A 3,520-nucleotide genomic window follows, 5' to 3' on the forward strand; every position below is an offset into this window, starting at 1 on the left:
CTGCCGGACGCGCGAGCGACGCAGCGGCGCGACGATAGGCACGGCGCGTGGCGTCGTGCGAAGCACCGGCGCCATGCGCGCCGTGACGCCGTTGCGTGCCGCATCGCATGGCCGGCCGTCGCGGCGAGCGACGCGACCTCAGGCGGGAGCCAATCATGAAGGGCACCCGGAAGCACCGTCGCCACGTGCCGCTGACCCGCGAGTGGCTGCTGCCGCTACCGCCCGTGCAAGCACGCGACATCTCGCTGAAATGCCACATGGCGCTCGTCGCGCTGCGTGGCGGGCATGGCAACGAGGCGCTGCTGATGCGCTTGCGCACGAGCGTCTACCTGGTGTTCCTGGCGCTCGATGATGCCGTGAGCGCGGACGCGGACATCGACGTGTGTGTCGACGCGGAGCGTGCGCTCGATGCGGGCGTGGCGCGTGCCGCGCAAAGCGGCACATGGACGCTGCGCGACGACGAGTGCGCGGTACTCGAGCATGTGCTCGCGGCGAACGACACGTGCGTCACGACGCTCACGCGGCGTCGGCTGGCCGAGCTGTGGGAGCACGTCTGTACGTTCGCGTCGAGCGGCCAGCCGGCACTCGTCGCGAGCGCGGCGGAGAGGATGCGCATGCATGCGGCCGAATCGCTGGCCGCGTAGCGTCGCACCGGTTTTGCAGGGAGGATGGAGGAGACAGGGCCGGCCGCACCGGCGCAGCGATACAGTCGCGTCGTTTCGGCGAATGCGTGGCTGTCGCGGCAATCGATACGGTGACGGCGGAACGCGACGCAAAATCGCGGCCCAAAACAAAAGCGCCACGGAGCGGACTCCGTGGCGCTTCATTTTTTCCCGCCGGCGCGGAGGCATGGCCTCCGCGTGGCGAAACGCACTCAGGCTGCTGCTGCCGGCTTCGCCGCCTTCTGCAGTTTGCCCTTGCCGGCGCGCTGGATTTCTTCGAGCTTGATCTCGACGTGGCGCGAGAACACGTACTCGGCCGGGCGCTGCTTGTCGATCGGAATGTCCGGAGCGAACGGGCCGTCGGTCTTGATGCCCTTGCGGCTCACGGCGAACGCCTTCAGCGGATGCGCCATCGTGTCCATCACGGCGGTCGCTTCGAAGCCGCAGTGGACCATGCAGTCCGCGCACTTCTCGTAGTTGCCGACGCCGTAGTTGTCCCAGTTCGTGTCTTCCATCAGTTCCTTGAAGGTCTTCACGTAACCTTCGCCGACCAGGTAGCACGGCTTTTGCCAGCCGAACACCGTACGCGCCGGGTTGCCCCACGGCGTGCACTTGTACGTCTGGTTGCCGGCCAGGAAGTCGAGGAACAGCGACGACTGGCTGAACGACCAGCGCTTGCCGCCTTCACCGCGCTTCAGGATTTCGCGGAACAGGTTCTTCGTCTTGTCGCGGTTCAGGAAGTGCTGCTGATCCGGCGCGCGCTCGTATGCGTAGCCCGGCGACACGGTGATGCCGTCGACGCCGATCGGCTTCAGCGTATCGAAGAACTTCGCGACGCGTTCCGGTACCGCATCGTTGAACAGCGTGCAGTTGATGTTCACGCGGAAGCCGCGGCGCTTCGCTTCCTTGATCGCCGCGACGGCCTTGTCGTACACGCCTTCCTGCGACACCGAGTGGTCGTGCGCCTGCTGGTCGCCGTCGAGGTGGACCGACCAGACGAAGTACGGGCTCGGCTGGTAGTCGTCCATCTTCTTTTCCATCAGCAGCGCGTTCGTGCAGAGGTAGACGAACTTCTTGCGCTTCATGATGCCGCGGACGATTTCCGGCATTTCCTTGTGCAGCAGCGGCTCGCCGCCTGCGATCGACACGATCGGTGCGCCGCACTCGTCGACCGCTTCCAGGCATTCCTGGACGGACAGACGCTGGTTCAGGATGGGGTCCGGGTAATCGATCTTGCCGCAGCCGTTGCACGCGAGGTTGCAGCGGAACAACGGCTCGAGCATCAGCGCGAGCGGATAGCGTTTGTTGCCGGACAGGTGTTGGCGCGTGATGTACGCGCCGACGCGGACTTGCTGGAGCAGCGGAATAGACAAGAGATGTCCTCCTTAAACTTCGCGGGCGACAGCTTGCGTGAGCTTCGCCGGCAGCTTGAATTCGACTTTTTCCTCACGGCCCGCCATCGTCGTGACGTCGACGGGACCCAGTGCGCGCAACGCGCCGATTACATCTTCGACCATTTCCTCGGGCGCGGACGCCCCGGCGGTCAGGCCCACGGTCTTCGCATTCGCGAACCATTCGGCCTTTACTTCTGAACCGTCGGCGACGAGGTAGCTCGGCACACCACTTTCGGTGCCGATCTCGCGCAGGCGGTTCGAGTTCGAGCTGTTCGTCGCACCGACGACGAGCAGCACGTCAACCTGTTCGCTCAGCTCGCGCACGGCGGCCTGGCGATTTTGCGTCGCGTAGCAGATGTCGCGCGTGTCCGGGCCGACGAGGTCGGTGAACCGGCGCTGCAGCGCTTCGATGATGCCGCGCGTATCGTCGACCGACAGCGTGGTCTGCGTAATGTACGCGACCGGCGTATCGACAGGCACCGTCAGCGTATCGACTTCTGCTTCGCTCTGCACGAGGATCACCTCGGCCGGAATCTGGCCGATCGTACCCTCGACTTCCGGGTGGCCCGCGTGGCCGATCAGGATCAGCCGGCGGCCCGCCGCGACATACTGGCGGCCCTGCACGTGCACTTTCGTGACGAGCGGGCAGGTGGCGTCGAGCACGTCGAGCCCGCGCGTTTCCGCGTCGCGCTCGACCGTTTGGGCGACACCGTGCGCGCTGAAGATCGCGACAGCGCCGTGGGGCACCTCGTCGAGTTCCTCAACGAATCGCGCCCCTTTATTACGCAGATTTTCGACGACATGCCGGTTATGCACGATCTCATGACGCACATAGACCGGCGCACCGTGCTGTTGCAGCGCGCGATCGACGATCTCGATCGCACGGACAACCCCCGCACAAAAGCCGCGGGGCTGGGCAAGGATGACTCGCATAGGTGAGCGAACTCCGACGACAGACGCCGGGGTTCGAGGAGCTGGCACTCGCTCGCTCGCCCCGGCTTGATGTTATGAAGGCAGGAACGAACCGGCCGGCCAGGCCCCGGAACCCCGAATTAATCGCGCATTTTAACCCTATCGGGAAGTCCTTGCTCTGGTGCTGTGTCCGGCGTGTTGCATTTGCGGGAGAGCCGCGTCGGCGCTGGCGCGCGCGGAACCCAGTAAACTATGCGGTTTCGCGGGCAGCCGCTCCGGCTGCCCGGCGTCGCGCTCATTTCAAGGCCATTCGATGACCGTCGATTCTTACGCGTTTTGCCCGGCCGCCCGTGCGGTTTCGGGTGTTTTGTTCCTGACCCCTATTGATTTTGCCGATGCCGGCGCCCGACAGGAGGCGCGCCGATGATGCTGGTTCTCGCTTTCCTGGCGTCCGGCCTGTCGCTGATGATCTGGATCGTGCTGCTCGTCGCGCGTGGCGGCTTCTGGCGCGCGGTGCCCGCGCGGCCGCTGCCGCCCGAGGCGCGCGGCGCC

At 65.6% G+C, this 3,520-nt stretch carries 3 protein-coding genes and 1 pseudogene; 2 read left to right on the top strand and 2 right to left on the bottom strand.

The genetic code is table 11. From position 1 onward, the window contains the following. The first annotated feature begins 155 nt into the window (after positions 1-155). The gene (locus G3O00_RS41230) at positions 156-644 is read left to right on the top strand and encodes a hypothetical protein (RefSeq protein WP_206146440.1); all 489 of its coding nucleotides are present in this window, start codon (positions 156-158) and stop codon (positions 642-644) included. 230 nt (positions 645-874) lie between these two features. Here the strand turns inward: G3O00_RS41230 and hpnH are convergent, their stop codons facing one another. Further along, complete coding sequence (hpnH, locus tag G3O00_RS41235) at positions 875-2,035, bottom strand: adenosyl-hopene transferase HpnH (protein WP_011353720.1); 1,161 nt, start codon at positions 2,033-2,035, stop codon at positions 875-877. A 12-nt stretch (positions 2,036-2,047) separates the two neighbouring features. Beyond that, complete coding sequence (gene ispH, locus G3O00_RS41240; RefSeq protein WP_011353721.1) at positions 2,048-2,989, bottom strand: 4-hydroxy-3-methylbut-2-enyl diphosphate reductase; 942 nt, start codon at positions 2,987-2,989, stop codon at positions 2,048-2,050. 402 nt (positions 2,990-3,391) lie between these two features. Between ispH and G3O00_RS41245 the strand changes: the two are divergent. Continuing rightward, positions 3,392-3,520: pseudogene (locus G3O00_RS41245) on the top strand (glycosyl transferase family 2); the annotation flags it as partial.

Origin of the sequence: Burkholderia sp. Ac-20384, from assembly GCF_017104605.1 — a bacterium.
Taxonomy (GTDB): Bacteria; Pseudomonadota; Gammaproteobacteria; order Burkholderiales; family Burkholderiaceae; genus Burkholderia; species Burkholderia lata.